10 protein-coding genes are annotated in these 16,253 nt (G+C 55.3%); 3 read left to right on the forward strand and 7 right to left on the reverse strand.

The features are described from left to right. Positions 1-91: 91 nt before the first annotated feature. Entirely contained in the window at positions 92-1,381 is a 1,290-nt protein-coding gene (locus SP99_RS15415) for a SulP family inorganic anion transporter (RefSeq protein ID WP_047959130.1), read from the forward strand. Here SP99_RS15415 and mgtE read toward each other — a convergent pair. From mgtE to SP99_RS15445, 6 genes are all read right to left on the reverse strand, one after another. Then, a complete protein-coding gene (mgtE, locus tag SP99_RS15420; protein ID WP_025756298.1) occupies positions 1,344-2,780 on the reverse strand; it encodes a magnesium transporter in 1,437 nt (478 codons plus the stop codon). The genes SP99_RS15415 and mgtE overlap by 38 nt on opposite strands. Before the next feature lie 580 nt (positions 2,781-3,360). Then, complete coding sequence (locus SP99_RS15425) at positions 3,361-5,004, reverse strand: multidrug ABC transporter permease/ATP-binding protein (protein WP_047959131.1); 1,644 nt, start codon at positions 5,002-5,004, stop codon at positions 3,361-3,363. Positions 5,005-5,073: 69 nt separating this feature from the next. After that, complete coding sequence (gene alkB, locus SP99_RS15430) at positions 5,074-5,730, reverse strand: DNA oxidative demethylase AlkB (protein ID WP_047959132.1); 657 nt, start codon at positions 5,728-5,730, stop codon at positions 5,074-5,076. After that, positions 5,730-6,788: a bifunctional DNA-binding transcriptional regulator/O6-methylguanine-DNA methyltransferase Ada gene (gene ada, locus SP99_RS15435; protein ID WP_047959133.1), complete on the reverse strand. Its 1,059-nt coding sequence runs from the start codon at positions 6,786-6,788 to the stop codon at positions 5,730-5,732. The genes alkB and ada overlap by 1 nt, the downstream gene beginning before the upstream one ends. A gap of 72 nt (positions 6,789-6,860) precedes the next feature. Beyond that, entirely contained in the window at positions 6,861-7,916 is a 1,056-nt protein-coding gene (gene apbE, locus SP99_RS15440; RefSeq protein ID WP_025760346.1) for an FAD:protein FMN transferase ApbE, read from the reverse strand. 115 nt (positions 7,917-8,031) lie between these two features. After that, entirely contained in the window at positions 8,032-9,147 is a 1,116-nt protein-coding gene (locus tag SP99_RS15445; protein ID WP_047959134.1) for a porin OmpC, read from the reverse strand. A gap of 742 nt (positions 9,148-9,889) precedes the next feature. Between SP99_RS15445 and rcsD the strand changes: the two genes are divergently transcribed. Together rcsD and rcsB are read left to right on the forward strand one after the other, a co-directional pair. Continuing rightward, on the forward strand, positions 9,890-12,562 hold the full coding sequence (gene rcsD / locus SP99_RS15450) for a phosphotransferase RcsD (RefSeq protein WP_025757208.1): 2,673 nt from the start codon (positions 9,890-9,892) through the stop codon (positions 12,560-12,562). Positions 12,563-12,578: 16 nt separating this feature from the next. Further along, positions 12,579-13,229 (forward strand): response regulator transcription factor RcsB, encoded by a 651-nt coding sequence (gene rcsB / locus SP99_RS15455; protein ID WP_003859405.1) that lies wholly within the window; start codon positions 12,579-12,581, stop codon positions 13,227-13,229. An 89-nt stretch (positions 13,230-13,318) separates the two neighbouring features. Here rcsB and rcsC read toward each other — a convergent pair whose 3' ends face one another. Beyond that, a complete protein-coding gene (gene rcsC, locus SP99_RS15460; RefSeq protein WP_025757207.1) occupies positions 13,319-16,165 on the reverse strand; it encodes a two-component system sensor histidine kinase RcsC in 2,847 nt (948 codons plus the stop codon). Between the last annotated feature and the right edge of the window lie 88 nt (positions 16,166-16,253).

Consider the following 16,253-nt stretch of genomic DNA (forward strand, 5'->3'; position numbering starts at 1 on the left):
TTACGAAATTATTGTAATTGTGAAATTTAATGATGGATTGTTTGTGGGGGATTACGCTGGCGGCTGGCAATAGGCGCATTTTCTGGCTACTATCCTGCACTTTGTGATCGCGCGCACGGAAGCCTGCCCTAACCAGCGAAGTGTTATGTCCTTACCCCAACCAGCTTTACCCCGCGAAGGCCACGTCAGCACGGTCCTCAGCTCACCCAAACGTCTGATGCGTGAAACGCTGGCGGGGGTGATTACCGCTCTGGCGCTGATCCCTGAAGTGATTTCATTTTCCGTGGTTGCGGGCGTTGATCCAAAGGTCAGCCTTTTTGCCTCTGTGGTGCTGTGTCTCGCCCTGTCCGTACTGGGTGGTCGTCCGGCGATGGTCACGGCAGCGGCCGGCTCCGTCGCGCTGGTCATTGGCCCAATGGTGCATCAGCACGGCGTGCAGTACATTCTGCCGGCGGTGCTGATGGCTGGCGTGATTCAGATCCTGTTCGGGGTATCGGGCATGGCGCGGCTGATGCGCTTTATCCCGCAGGCCGTCATGACCGGGTTTGTTAACGCGCTCGGTATATTGATTTTCTTCGCCCAGGTTCCCCACTTCTGGAGCCGAAGCCCGCTGATTGTAGGCCTGTTCATGCTGACGGTGCTGATTGTGCTGTGGGTACCGCGCTACATCAAAAGTATCCCTTCGCCGCTGATCGCCATTGTGGTGTTGACGCTGTATACCGTGAGCACCGGTCAAATCCTGCCGACCGTGGGTGATGAAGGCGCGATAAGCGGCGGTTTACCGGGGCTTACCGAACTGCGGGTACCGCTGAATTTACAGACGCTGAGCATTATCTGGCCGTGCGCGCTGAGTATCGCCTTCGTCGGCCTGCTCGAATCCCTGCTCACGGCAAAGCTGGTGGATGAGCTGACCGCAACGCCGTCGAGCAAGCGCCGTGAGAGCATCGGGCTGGGCGTGGGGAATATTCTGTCCGGTTTTTACGGTGGCATTGCGGGCTGCGCGATGATCGGACAAACCATCGTCAACGTCGAGATGGGGAAAGGACGAAGCCGCATTTCAACCCTTGCGGCGGGCATCGTGCTGCTGGTTCTGGTGACAGCGCTCAGTGACGTAATGGCCAAAATCCCGATGGCGGTGCTGGCCGGGATCATGGCGATTGTCGCCATTAAAACGTTCAGCTGGCACAGCCTCCAGCCTGCAACCGTAAAAAATGCCCCGATTGCGGAAACGGTGGTCATGCTGGTCACCGTGGCCGCCACGGTATCAACGGGCAACCTGGCGATTGGCGTACTGGGCGGGATCATCGTTATGGCGCTGCTTCCCGCCCGCGTTAAGCGTCGGCTTAAAGCAGAAAAATCGTTGCCAGGCCAAGAAAAATAAAGAAACCGCCGGTATCGGTGATGGCGGTGATCATCACGCTCGACCCCACAGCGGGGTCGCGCCCCAGTTTGGTCATTGTTAACGGAATAATAACCCCCATCATCGATGCCACCAGCAGATTCAACACCATCGCCAGCATCATTACTCCACCTAACGCCATATCGTCATATAGCCACCAGGTGATGCCGCCCATAATGCCGCCCCATACCAGGCCGTTAATCAGCGCCACGCCCATCTCTCTGAAAATCAGAAAGGCGAAGTTACCCGGCTGAATGTTCTCCAGCGCCAGCGCGCGGACGATCATAGTAATGGTCTGGTTGCCGGTGTTACCGCCAATCCCGGCCACAATCGGCATCAGCGAGGCTAAAGCCACCAGTTGCGAAATGGTATGTTCAAAGCCATCAATCACGCGGGAGGCGATGAACGCGGTACATAAATTTATGGCAAGCCAGGCCCAGCGGGTTTTGACCGCCTTGCCGACGGAGGCATGGACATCGTCTTCGGCGCTGATCCCCCCAAGGGCGCGCAGGTCGTTATCGGTTTCTTCATAAACAACGTCAACGATCTCATCGATGGTCAGACGCCCCATCAGTTTGCCGACGGAATCGACAACCGCCGCGCTCACGAGGTCATCACGTTCGAAGGTACGCGCCGCTTTTTCCGCATCGTCTTCCGGGGAGAAGACCATCGGCTCGTTTTCCATCACCTCGCTCACCTTCCGCTGGGTGCTGTTAAGCAGGATGGTTTTCAGCTCCAGCTCGCCGAGCAGGGTTTTATCCCGCGAGGTGACAAACAGTTTATCGGTGTTGTCCGGCATCCTGCCCAGGCGACGCAGGTAGCGCTGGACGGTACCGAGCGTGACGTCAGGACGAACGGTGATAACCCCGAACTCCATAATCGCGCCGACGCTGTTTTTCTCATAGTGCATCACCTGACGCACCCGTGCCCGTTCATCGGCAGGCAGGGAAGCCAGCAGGCGACCGGTCAGGTTTCGCGGCAGATGTTGAACCAGGTAAATCTGCTCGTCGATATCCAGCGTTTGCAGGGCGTCGAGGATGTCCCGGTCGCTCATTTCATCAATGAGGTCATCCCAGACGTTTTCCGAGGCCTCAAGCAGCACCTGCCCGCGCTCGTGGTCCTGTACCAGCCGCCACAGAGCGTGACGCTCTTCCGAGGGAAGCGCTTCCAGGGTGTCCGCCAGGTCAGGTGGGGGTAAATGCGCAACCAGCGCCCCTACCTCAGCAATATCGTCGGCTAACGTGCCGACATCATATTGCTCAGCCAGGGTGAGTTTGCCTAATAACGTAGACGTGACCGCTTTATCGGTCGTGAGAAGCCAGATAAGTCGCGCGCGTTCCTGGTCGCGCTGTCTGGCGCTGTTTTTCTTTAATACCGACATCAATCATAAATCCATGAAATAAGTTGGTATTAAGCATAGCGCGGGGATATGTAAATAAGAATAAACAACGGGTCGGGATGGAGAAAAAATCGGCATTACGGCCACGATCTATCCCCTCTCCCTGTGGGGTGAGGAAACCCAGTATTTTTTACCGAAAGCGACGAAGGTTGTTTCAGGAAAATGAATGAATTACAGCGATGCCCTGGTCCGGCTGTAAATCGCCGAGGCGTTTCCGTAAGGCCGGGGCGAGGCGCAGGGATGCGCCGAGAGGGCATGGCCTGCAGGGATGCAGGCTCATGCCCGACCCGATAGCCTGGAGGAATAAGCTGAGGGTACCGCGAAGCGGCGATTTACCGCCGGGAGCCCGGGTCGCCAGGGCGGCGGCGACTGAGCCGCCATGGCACGTTCACAGGCCATGCGGTTACAAAGTAGCAAGGAACATAAAGTGAACGGAATAACCTCCACAGCCGTATGTTCCCCCTCACCCCAGCCCTCTCCCTCAAGGGAGAGGGGGTCGTCTGTCCAGACATTATTTTGTGGGGATCCCTCAGCCCTGTGGGAGAGGGTTAGGGTGAGGACATCAGGCCGTGCGCGCCACCGCATCACGCGATGCCGCATCGCGCGCTTCACCGGTCAGCTCGCTCAGCTTGCCGTCGCGCATCTCCAGCAGACGATCGGCATGAATAAAGTAGTGATCGTCATGGCTGATGGCGAAAATGGTTTTGCCCATCTGCTGCATCAGCGGCAGCAGCACCTGGTAAAACTCGCGGCGGAAGTGCGGATCCTGATCCGCCGCCCACTCATCAAGCAGAATGATGTCACGCTCTTCCGCCAGCGCCAGCAGCAGCGCCACGCGTTTTTTCTGCCCTTTCGAGAGCCTGAGGTTGAGAATCTTGCCGTCCTGCAGCTCCAGCTTGTGCGACATCTGCAGCTGCGCCAGCCATTTCTCCACCAGCGCAGGATTGGCCTGTTGCCCTTCCGGTCCCAGCAGGTGGTCAAACAGCCAGACGTCGGTGAACACCGCCGAGAAAAGCTTGCGGTAATCCTCAGGTTTTTCTGCGCTCAGCGCCTTACCATCCAGCAAAATCTCACCCGACTGCGGCTGATAAAGCCCGGTGAGCAGCATCGCGAGGGTCGATTTCCCACTGCCGTTACCGCCAATCAGGAACAGCAGCTCGCCGCGGTGAATTGTCAGATTGATCGGCCCCACGGAGAAAGCGTTGTCCTGATAGCGGAACGTGACGTTACACAGCTCCAGCGTCTGCCAGTTCGGGAAGGCCTGCGGGCGCGGGAATTCAGGGTTAAACGGTGCGAGATCGAACTTTTTGAGCTTATTAAACGCCACCTGCGCGCTCAGCAGGGTCGGCAAAGCTCCGACGGCCGAAAGCAGCGGCGTGCGCAAGAACAGCAGCGTCAGCGAGTAGGTTGCCGCGATGTTCGTATCCGCCCAGCCCAGGCTGTTCGCCATCCAGAATACCAGGCCAATCGCCCCCAGCATCATAATGTTTGACCAGTTCACCGCGCTCAGGTGGAAGGTATCGGCACGAATAATATGGTGCCGGTATTCGCGGGCGTCCGGGATATAGAGATTGTTAAAGATATGCTCGGCGCGCTCGCGGTTCAGGGTCAGCTCTTTGCGCCCTTCGAGTACCGTCTGGTAATCGTTGTAGAGTTTATCCTCGGTTTCGCGCAATACCGCCATGTGTTTGTAGACGCGTGACACCAGCACAAAACCGCCCCAGATGGTGATGGCAATCCACAGGGCGGTTACCGCCAGCATTTTGCTGGAGAGCCAGGCGAGATAAGCCGCAGAGCCAAAGGTCAGAATAATCCCCTGCACCAGCTCCGGCAGACGAACGAACGCAATGGTAATGGCGCGCACGTCGCTGGTTAACCCCGCCAGCAGAGACGCGCTGCCGAGCTGTTCAATGCGCTCTACGTGGGTGTCCAGAATCCGCTTGATGAACTCGCTGCGCAGACGAAAAACGAAATGGTGGCCGAGCGCGGTCAGCGCCAGCTGAGAGCCGAGCGTGACTGCCATCAACAGCATTAGCAGGGCAAGAAATTCCGGCAATACGGCGAGTGATGTGTCGACCATTTCAATCAAACGCACGTTGATAAACGCGATCAGGCCAATACCCAGTGCGGCGCTGGCGAGGCTTAGCGCCATGACGGCCATGAAGGGCCAGCGATACTGACGCCAGACAAGGAGAAGTAGTTGCATGCAGGCAATCCGGACAATAAAAATCAGCCAGCAGTGTAAACTGCCCGGCGTTTACATCAAGAATAATTCTTATTTTTGTTTACTAAAACCCGCCTGGCGGAACGTCAGGTTATAACGGTACTCACCCGTCAGGGGGTGAACGCCGGGTTTCAGCGGCTGAATGCCGTGATAATACAGCCGCGACTCCCTGCCCCACACCACCACATCGCCATGTTCCAGCATGATGCGTTTGAGCGGATCGTTGCGGCGTAACCCGCCAAACTGGAACACGGCGGGCAGACCTAACGATACCGAGACGATAGGCGCGCGCAGATCGGGCTCATCCTTATCCTGATGCAGCGAGAGCTTCGCGCCAATGGCGTAGCGGTTAATCAGGCAGGCATCAGGACGGAAGTCGGCATAATCCGCGGCGACGGCAGCATCGTGACACAGCGTCTGAAAAACCGCAGGCATGGGAGGCCACGGCTGGCCGGTTGCGGGGTCGTTCGGCGCATACAGATAGCCGCGTTCGTTGGTCGCCCACCCCAGTTCACCGCAGTTAGCCATCGCAACCGACATGGTGTAGCCGCCCGGCGTGATCATATGGCGAAACGGTGAAACCGCCGTGACCTCGTCAATACCCTCCAGCAGCGCCGCCGCACGGGAAAGTGCAAAGCGGCGCAGGATGACCGCCCCCGGCGCCAGCGGCTCCTGCCAGGGTTCAGCATCCGCAAAAAGATCGAGCATTATCCCTCCCGGCGTTTCGCCTCACGTTTCAGTAATAACGCTTTTCGCGCTGTCCCCCAGCGATAACCTGACAGCGCGCCGTCGTTGCGAACAACACGATGACAGGGGATCACAATCGCCAGCGTGTTTGCCGCACAGGCACCGGCAACGGCGCGTACCGCGTTGGGCTGACCAATCGCCTGCGCCACCTGCTGGTAACTTGCCGTTTCACCGCAGGGGATAGTTCGCAGGGCTTGCCAGACCCGCTGCTGGAACGCCGTCCCACGAATATCCAGCGGCAGCGCAAGCGGTACAGAACGGTTATCAATACTGGCAATTACCTGATGGATCCGTTGCACGAAGTCGTCGTCCAGCGGCGCGTGCTCTGCGTTTGGGAACACCGTCGCCAGCTCTTCGATTAATTGCGCATCGGTGTCACCCAGCAGGATCGCGCAGATCCCCCGCTCACTTTCTGCCACCAGGCAGCGTCCTAAAGCGCAATTATCGATGGCATAACGCACTGCCGCATCCCCTTTACGGTACTGCTTCGCCGTCATACCCAGCGCATCGTTGGCTTTACGATAATAGCTACTGCTGTCAGGAAACCCAGCCGCCAGCACGGCATCGGTAATTTTATCCCCCTGCGCAAGCGCGGCGCGCAGGCGCTGACCTCGTGCCGCCTGCTGCCAGGCTTTCGGGGTCATACCGGTGACTGACTTAAACAGACGGTGGAAATGGAAAGGACTCATGGCAACCTGCTGCGCCAGCTTCTCCAGGGTTAACGCCGAATCCTGCTCCAGCAGACGGCAGGCGTGTTCCACTTTGGCCAGCTTCTGTGCCTGCGGATCGCACTTGTCCGGCATGCAGCGCTTGCATGGCCGGAATCCTGCCTGAACGGCATGGTGGGCATCAGGGTAAAAGCGGACATTTTTACGCAGCGCGTGGCGGGCACGGCATGACGGACGGCAGAAGATACCCGTCGTCTGCACAGCGAAGACAAACTGATCGTCAGCGCGCGGATCGCGGGCCAGCACGGCCAGCCAGCGATCCTCATCGGTCATTAAGGTCAGGTTTCTCATGATCGGCTCCTCTTATAAGCATATATACAGCCTGCCTGAGCGCCACAGATTAAAAACCCGCAACCTTGCTTTTTAATTTTTTTCATTCACCAGGAAGCTGGCGAACTGCGGCGAATGCCAGGTTTTGAACCCGTCGGCCTCTTTAACGATCATATACACCGCCAGCCCTTCCTGACGCACCACCTCTTTGGCTTTCTCCGGACCGAGAACCATTAACCCGGTGTCCCAGGCATCCGCTTCCAGCGCGGTGGGGGCAATAACCGTCACTGACACCAGATTATGCGTAATGGGTCGCCCGGTCTGCGGGTCGATAACGTGCGAAATACGCTTCCCGTCAAGCTCGTAATAGTTACGGTAGCTCCCTGAGGTGCTGATGCCATGTCCGTTGATGTCCACCATCGCCTGCACGGCATTTTGTTGATCGGTCGGTTTTTGAATCGCTACGCGCCACGGTTTGCCGCTGGCGTTCATGCCCCGGCTGACTAACGCGCCGCCCACTGATACCAGATAGCGGGAGATGCCTTCCTGCGCCATCAGCGCAGCCAGATGATCCGCCGCATAACCTTCGCCTACCGTAGACAGATCGACAAACAGATCGGGAATATCTTTTTGCAGGTATTGTTGACCGTACTGATTGATCACCGTCAGATGCTGTAGCCCTGTCCGGGCGCGGGCGTCATCAATGGCCGCCTGATCGGGCGTGGTCGCCGGCTGCTTGTTGGGGCCAAATCCCCAGAGGTTCACCAGGGGCCCCACCGTCACGTCCATCGCCCCGTTGGTTTTGTAGCCCACGCGCATGGACTCGGTCACGATATCGGCCATCGCCTCGCTCACCGGCCACAGGGAGGTACTGCTTGAAAGGTTAAAGCGCATCAGCGCCGAGTCATTTTTGTAGGTCGACAGCAACTGATCGTCAGCATCCAGCTGTGACTGAATTTTGCTACGCAGTTCTTCGGCGCGTGCCTTATCAAGATTCATTACGCTGACGCGCCAGAAAGTGCCCATCGTTTTGCCTTCGAGCACCGTCGCCGCGGGGGCGTCGGTGGTGGTCTCCGGCGTGGAAGCGTCACAAGCGGTCAGGAAAAAAAGGATTGCCAGGAAGCTGGCGCGTAAAAAAGTCATGTCCATTCATTATTATCCTCATGCCAGGGCGGCAAGAGTACACCAAAACGGGTGAATTGTGAGAGCCTAAAAAAAACACAAAAAAGGGGCCGTGAGGCCCCTGAGTCATACCGTGTAGCGATTAGAACTGGTAAACCAGACCCAGCGCGACGATATCGTCCGTACTGATACCTGCCTGACGGGTGAAGTCTTTGTCATCCAGCAGGTTGATTTTGTAGTCCACATAGGTAGACATGTTTTTGTTGAAGTAGTAAGTCGCGCCCACATCAACATATTTCAGCAGATCCTGGTCGCCGTAGCCTTCGATGTCCTTACCCTTAGACTGCAGGTAAGCCACGGATGGACGCAGACCAAAGTCGAACTGGTACTGAGCGACCACTTCGAAGTTCTGTGCTTTGTTAGCAAAGCCGTAAATGTCGCTGCTGCTCTGAGAGTTGCCGAAACGCGTTGCGTTATAGGTCTGGGAGTATTGCGCCGCCAGGTAAATGTTGTTGGCGTCGTATTTCAGACCACCCGTATAGACTTCAGCACGATCGCCTTCGCCTTTCAGCGCCAGGTTACCCGTGTCGTTCTGGTCAGCGGTACGTTTGGAAGAAGACAATGCACCACCGATGCTGAAGCCTTCACCCAGGTTATAGGTCAGGGACGCACCGTAGCCGTCGCCGTTCTGTTTCAGGGTGCTACGACCGGTGTCGTTTTCACCGCTTACGCTGCCGTTTTTACCCTGATACTGCAGAGCAAAGTTCAGGCCATCCACCAGACCGAAGAAGTCCTGGTTACGGTAGGTTGCTACGCCGTTAGCACGGGACTGCAGGAAGTTATCTGCACCGTAAGTATCTCCACCAAATTCTGGCAGAACGTCGGTCCAGGAGGTCACGTCGTAGATCACGCCGTAGTTACGACCGTAATCGAAAGAACCCGCTTCAGCGAACTTCAGACCCGCGAACGCCACACGCGTCCAGGCCTGGTTGTCGCTTTCAGAGGTGTTGCCCTGGATCTGGTATTCCCACTGGCCGTAACCGGTCAGCTGATCGTTAACCTGGGTTTCGCCTTTGAAGCCAAGACGCATGTAGGTCTGGTCGCCATCAACGCTGTCGTCATCGGAGAAATAGTGCAGACCATCCACTTTACCGTACAGATCTAATTTGTTGCCGTCTTTGTTATAAATTTCAGCCGCATTTGCTGCGCCTGCCACCAGCAGAGCTGGTACCAGGAGGGACAGTACTTTAACTTTCATTTTATTAACCCTCTGTTATATGCCTTATAATTGCCACTGCTTACTGGTTAACCCTCATTAACCAGTCGGCAATTTCATTCTCCGCAAAATTACAGAATAATCCAATGCGAATATGATACGAAAACTTTGAAGATGTTTCATTTATCTATCAACATGTTTCAAAATGTAAACGAAAAGGAACTTTTACAAAGCACAAATAGCTTAGAAATTTAGCACTTATAATCAAACGAGAAAACACTCACATAATTATCAATAACTTACAATAAAATACGTTACCGCACTGAATGACAAAACAAGATCGCGCCTAATCTCTAAAATATCTCTCGCTATCATCATTAACTTTATTTATTACCGTCATTCAGTTTTGAATGTCTGTTTATCCCTAATTCAACCGGATGCTTCGCATTCGGTTTTTTTTTACCTTTCTTTACGTAAACTTTCTTTTTTTGTGCTACCGCCGCGTAATTGTAACGACTATTAACTAAACGGCCGCCGGATCGCTCTCGAAAGCCCGTAATTGTCGAAAAGCTTAATTTCTTGTTAATTCGTGCTATTTGCCGACTGGTGATGCGCTATATTTGTACGACTCTGGTGAGTTTGTACATGTCTGGAGCCCGCCTGGCGACGATATTGTCCGTTAAAAAAGTCGCCTGTTCCAGGACAGTGGCGCTGGAAATTCAGTTATTACCCTTTATACTGCCCTATCGCCACAGAGCACGACCATAACGGGTTAAAGATATCAATGAGTCAGACTGAAACTACCGCCCCGAGCAAATTCTCCCTCCTTCCCGGGAGCATCACCCGTTTCTTTCTTCTTTTGATCGTTGTGCTGTTAGTCACAATGGGCGTTATGGTCCAGAGCGCGGTGAACGCCTGGCTGAAGGATAAGAGCTATCAGGTCGTTGATATCACCCACGCCGTACACAAGCGCATTGATACCTGGCGCTACGCCACCTGGCAGATATACGACAACATCGCCGCAGCACCGGCCTCATCATCCGGCGACGGACTTCAGGAGACGCGGCTTAAGCAGGATGTCTATTATCTTGAGAAACCGCAGCGTAAGACCGAAGCGCTTATTTTTGGCTCTCACGACAGCGCCACACTTGAGATGACGCAGCGAATTTCAACCTATCTGGATACCCTCTGGGGCGCCGAGACGGTGCCGTGGTCGATGTACTACCTGAACGGTCAGGACAACAGCATGATCCTGATTTCGACCCTGCCGTTAAAAGATCTCTCGTCCGGGTTTAAAGAGACAACCGTGGGCAGCATTGTTGATTCCCGCCGCGCTGAGATGCTGCAGCAGGCGAACGCCCTCGATGAACGGGAAAGCTTCTCGTCCCTGCGTCGGCTGGCCTGGCAAAATGGCCACTATTTTACCCTGCGTACCACCTTTAACCAGCCGGGGCATCTGGCAACGGTCGTGGCCTTCGATTTACCGATTAATGATTTAATCCCGCCGGACATGCCGCTCGACAGCTTCCGTCTGGAGCCAGACAACAGTACCCAGAATATGCGTTCGGCACCTGATAAAGAGGCCGCTGAGAGCGTATCGATCTCCTTTAATGGCTCGAAAATCGAGATTGCCTCGTCGTTGAACTCGACCGGCATGCGTCTGGTGTGGCAGGTGCCGTTTGGCACCCTGCTGCTTGATACCCTGCAAAATATCCTCTTGCCTCTGCTGCTGAATATTGGCCTGCTGGCGCTGGCCCTGTTTGGCTACAGCACGTTTCGTTTCCATCCAGGGCGCCAGAGCGACGCTTCTGCGGTTCCGGCCGGAACCAGCAATGAGCTGCGCGTACTCCGCGCGCTGAATGAAGAGATTATTTCCGTACTGCCGCTTGGGGTGCTCGTTCACGATCAGGAGGCGAACCGTACGGTGATGAGCAATAAAATTGCCGATCATCTGCTGCCGCATCTTAACCTGCAGAACATCACCACCATGGCGGATCAGCATCAGGGCGTCATTCAGGCCACCATAAATAATGAACTGTACGAGATCCGTCAGTTCCGCAGCCAGGTCGCCTCCCGCACGCAGATCTTCATCATCCGCGATCAGGACAGGGAAGTGCTGGTGAATAAAAAGCTCAAGCAGGCGCAAAGGCTGTATGAGAAAAACCAGCAGGGACGTGCCGCCTTTATGCAAAACATCGGCGATGCCTTCAAGCAGCCGTTAAGGGCGCTGGCAAGCCAGGCGGCGGCGTTGAACACGTCTGAAAGTCATCAGCTTGCCTGCCAGGCCGACTCGCTGGTGCGTATGGTCGATGAGATCCAGCTGGCGAACATGCTGGAGAATGATTTCTGGAAGGGAACGCCAACCCTCTTCTCCATCCAGGATCTAATCGATGAAGTGGTTCCGGAAGTTCTGCCCGTGATTAAGCGGAAAGGGCTGCAGCTGCTGATCAATAACCATTTGTCCGCGAATGACGAACGCCATGGCGATCGAGAAGCGCTGCGTCGCATTCTGTTGATGATAATTCAATATGCCGTCACCACCACGCAGATCGGCAAGATCACCCTGGAAGTGAATACGGACGAGTCGGCTGAGGATCGCCTGACGTTCCGCATTCTGGACACCGGGGAAGGTGTCACGACAAGTGAAATTGATAATCTCCACTTCCCGTTCCTGAATGACACACAAAGCGATCGTTACGGCAAAGCCAATGCCCTGACCTTCTGGCTGTGCGACCAGCTGGCACGTAAGCTTGGCGGCCACCTGAATATTAAAGCCCGTGAATCCCTCGGCACCCGTTATTCTCTGCACGTGAAAATGGCCGCCAATCCGCAGGAAGAGGATGAAGAACGTCTGCTGGATGATGTCGTGGTGATGGTTGATGTGACCTCAAATGAGATCCGCAATATAGTGGTTCGTCAGCTGGAAAACTGGGGGGCGGCCTGCATCACGCCGGATGAAAGACTTGCAAGTCAAGAATTTGATCTGTTTTTAACGGATAATCCGTCTAATCTTACTGCCTCAGGCTTGCTTTTAAGCGATGATGAGTCAGGCGTGCGAAAAATCGGCCCAGGCCAGTTGCGCGTCAACTTTAATATAAGCAATGCGATGCAGGAAGCTGTACTACAACTAATAGAAGAGCAACTGGCGCAGGAAGAGATAGCGGAATCCCCGTTAGGCGGCAATGAAAATGCCGAGCTTCACGCCAGCGGATACTATTCACTCTTTGTTGATACAGTACCAGATGATGTTAAGCGGTTGTATACTGAGTCCGCTGCGAATGATTTTGCAGCGCTGGCACAGACAGCACACCGGCTTAAAGGGGTGTTTGCCATGCTTAATCTGGTTCCCGGCAAGCAGTTATGTGAAACGCTGGAACATCTAATTCGTGAGAAAGATGCCTCTGGCATTGAAAAATACATCAGCGACATTGACGCCTACGTCAAAAGCTTGCTGTAGCAAGGTAGCCTAATACATGAACAATATGAACGTAATTATTGCCGATGACCATCCGATTGTACTGTTCGGTATTCGCAAATCACTTGAACAGATCGAGTGGGTGAATGTAGTCGGTGAATTTGAAGACTCTACAGCACTGATCAATAACCTCCCAAAGCTTGATGCACACGTGCTCATTACCGATCTCTCCATGCCCGGAGACAAGTACGGTGATGGCATCACGCTCATCAAATATATTAAGCGTCACTTCCCGGACATCTCGATCATTGTTCTGACCATGAACAACAACCCGGCGATCCTGAGCGCCGTGCTGGATCTGGATATCGAAGGGATTGTGCTGAAACAAGGCGCACCGACCGATCTGCCAAAAGCGCTCGCCGCGCTGCAGAAAGGCAAGAAGTTCACCCCTGAGAGCGTCTCTCGTCTGCTGGAAAAAATCAGCGCGGGTGGCTACGGTGACAAACGACTGTCGCCAAAAGAGAGCGAAGTTCTGCGCCTGTTTGCAGAAGGTTTCCTGGTGACCGAGATCGCCAAGAAACTGAACCGCAGTATTAAAACCATCAGCAGCCAGAAGAAATCAGCAATGATGAAACTGGGCGTGGACAACGATATTGCTCTGCTGAACTATCTCTCCTCCGTTACGCTGAGCGCAACGGATAAGGATTGATCCCAAACGGGTGTGCGGCCTGATGCCCTCACCCCGCCCTCTCCCACGGGGAGAGGGGGAAAAACGTAAAAGGCCCTTACGGGCCTTTTTTATATTCTGGTTTTTCTCACCCGATCTGCGTAAATCGACAATGTCTGCTTCAGCACGTCCAGCGTCACCGGTTTCGACAGACAGCTGTCCATGCCTGACTCCAGACAGCGCTGCTTCTCCTCGGCCAGCGCATTCGCCGTGACGCCCACCACCGGCAACGTCAGGCCAAGCTGTCGGATGCGCTGCGTCAGGCGGTAGCCATCCATGTTCGGCATGTTGACGTCGCTAAGGACGATATCAATGTGATTTTTACTCAGCACATTCAGCGCATCCACGCCGTCATTCGCGGTTTTGCACTGGTAGCCAAGCGATCCGAGCTGGTCAGCCAGCAGGCGGCGGTTAATCGGATGGTCATCCACCACCAGAATCATCATATCGTCATTCACCGACGCCAGCGCCTCCGGTGAGGGCAACCCGCCCGCGCTGTCGCTCTCTTCAAGCTGCACCTTGTAGATCCGCGCCAGCAGGCTCAACAGCTCATGCGGCGTTGCGACACTGTGTACCCACTCCCCTGGCGCACGTTCAACCGGGATGCCAATGTGGCGACGACAGAACATCACCACGCCTCTTCCCTGCCACGGCTGTTCCAGCATCTCGTCGGTAATCAGCACATCATCGACGTCCGGCGTCTGGCCTTCATAACCCGAGACCCGCACGCCGCTGTGGGTCAGCAGTGCCGTCAGATAATCATTCAGCGAAGCATTGTGCACCGCCAGCCAGCAGCGCTTATCGCTTAGCCCGTCAACCGTCGCTTTCGCCGGATACTGCGCCGAATAGAGCGGAATACGAATGGTGAACTGGCTACCCATGCCGGGCTCGGTATCCACCGAGATATCGCCGTCCATCATGCTGACGAGTTTCTCACAAATCGCCAGCCCCAGTCCGGTGCCCTGGAAGTTACGCTGCACACCGGTCCCTACCTGGAAGAACGGGTCAAACAGACGAACCACTTCCTTCGCCGGGATGCCCACCCCTGTGTCGCGCACGCGAATGCTCAGGTAATCCCCCGCCCGGCGGACGTGCAACACAATGCAGCCGATATCGGTGAATTTAATGGCGTTGCTGAGCAGGTTAGAGATAACCTGCTGCAGACGCATCGGATCGCCGTGCAGCGTCAGCGGCACATCCGGTTCGATAAAGCAGTAAAGCCCCAGCTGTTTACGCACCACCAGCGGCAGATAGTTGGCACTGATATGGTTCATCACCTCGCGCGGTGAAAACTCCCGCGGTTCGATTTTTAGCTGCTCAGACTCAATTTTAGAGAAGTCGAGAATATCGCTAATGATTTTCAGCAGCAGACTGGAGGAGTTGTTCATCGCCGTCACCAGCCTGTCGACCCCTTTCGGCAGCTCTTTCGTCTGCAGCAGATCGAGGTTACCGATAATCCCGTACAGCGGCGTGCGCAGCTCGTGGCTGACCGTCGCAAGGAACATCGATTTCGACTGGCTGGCCTGCTCTGCGGCCTGGGCCATCTCCTGCAACGACTCTTCCATCTTCACACGCGCAGAGACATCCACCAGCACGCAAATCGCCACGTTTTCATTGCGATAGCGGGAATGGACAAAGCTGATCTGCAGGTTGGTATGGGTACTGGTGAGCACGTCGACAAAGTTAACCTGCTGACCGCAGATAATCTGCGTCAACCGCTGCCGGTCCTCATGCGTCAGCATGTTCAGGTAGTTATGCGCCAGCTCGTTACTCAGAATATTGGTGCCGTCCTGGGTACGCAGAATGCAGATCCCCACCGGGGCCGAGGCGACAATCTTACGGTTAAACTGCTCATGCTCCTCCAGCCGCTGGGCGTCGCTTTCGGCGGGAATAAAGATTTTCCGCTCATACATGCGTGCCAGGGTAAACAACGCGCCACCCGCCAGCAGGTTCAGCAGAATGGCATTCATGATAAGAATGCGTATCCTCTCGAGCACCATGTCCACCGGCAGCGAATAGACAATACTCAACGAAGAGGGCGGCAGACTCTTCTTCAGCACCAGCTCGCGGAAGCCCGAGGTATAGCCAAACCATGACCGCTCCTGCATCCATTGCGGTTCAACGTTTAAACGGTTATCGGGTCCGGCAAGGGAGATCAGCTGATGACCGTTTTCATCCAGAATGGTCACCCCCATGGGCAGGCTACCCGGGGTAAAGAAGTTTTCCATGCGAATGGTCTGCTCAATCCCCAGCAGTGCCTGCAGGCGATTGCCGAGATAGACCGGGGTCAGGGCGTAGAAATAGCCCACGCCCGTACGCGGGCCCTGGCTAACCCAGAAGATGTTATTCCCGCGCTCGTCCTGCGGCGCATTGCGATATTTCACGATACGTTCATGCAGGCTCTTCAGCGCATCGTCACGCTCAACGGGCACATCGCGCAGGCCAAAATCCGCCATGCAGAGATTTTCACTGCCAATCAGGAATACACGGTTCAGGTCATAGGCGGCGGAGAAATTATCACGCCAGTAACGCATGAACCAGGCAAGTGATTCCAGCGACCCGCGCCAGGTGTTGCTCAGCGTGGAACAATCGGAATCCGGAAACAGGGGCTGGAAGTCCGGGACTTCGGTTTTATCACTCCGGCCGCGAAGCGCAAGAATACCGTTTTCCGCCGTGAGGCGATTTTCGGCGATATACTTCAGCTCCTTCATCACGTCAGACGTTCGCTGAATGTAGCGCTGGGCCTGGTCGGAGCTTAAATTAAACTCCTGGCGGATCTCCGCTTCTTTCTGGTGCAGCGCGTTAACGATGTAAAACACCGAGAACAGGGCCACCAGCAGCCAAAGCAGGAGCGCCAGCGCCCGAAACAGATAGCGAGAAACTTTCAGCGTAGTACGAAAGGAGACGAGGTATTTCAAAGGGGCGAGGCTCCGCCGTCGGGGTCAAAAGAATGTGGTTAAGGTAGCGGTAAACGCGCCAGGTCGCAACGTTGACTTATCTGCTTGT

It is taken from the genome of Enterobacter sp. BIDMC92, from assembly GCF_001030225.1.
In the GTDB taxonomy this organism is placed as follows: Bacteria; Pseudomonadota; Gammaproteobacteria; order Enterobacterales; family Enterobacteriaceae; genus Enterobacter; species Enterobacter sichuanensis.